Below are 276 nucleotides of genomic sequence, written 5' to 3'. Positions count from 1 at the left end.
CGTAGCTTTCAACGCCAGCAAGCAGAGCTTGAAGAAAAAGCAAAGCTTATTCCAGTGTGTTTGTACAACCACCCTAATTGGTTTATTAAACAGGTAAAAGAAGCCTATCCAGAAAACTGGGAAGCCATACTTGAAGAAAACCAGCAACAAGCGCCAATGTGGTTACGTGTAAACCAATCACAATTTAGCACGCAAGAATATAGCGATATGCTAACGGCTAACGATATAGAACATACATTAAACCCAGACTTTATAGACGGGATTAAACTTGCCAAG

Annotated in this window: 1 pseudogene; it reads left to right on the top strand. The window is 40.2% G+C overall.

Going from position 1 to position 276, the window contains the following annotated elements:
- Window positions 1-276 (top strand): annotated as a pseudogene (locus tag R2R70_RS20010) (hypothetical protein); the annotation flags it as partial.

Origin of the sequence: Cobetia sp. SIMBA_158 (assembly GCF_046566945.1) — a bacterium.
GTDB classification, from domain to species: domain Bacteria; phylum Pseudomonadota; class Gammaproteobacteria; order Pseudomonadales; family Halomonadaceae; genus Cobetia; species Cobetia amphilecti.
The sequence above is the reverse complement of the archived record's forward strand: the minus strand, read 5'-3'. Positions and strand labels throughout refer to the sequence as shown.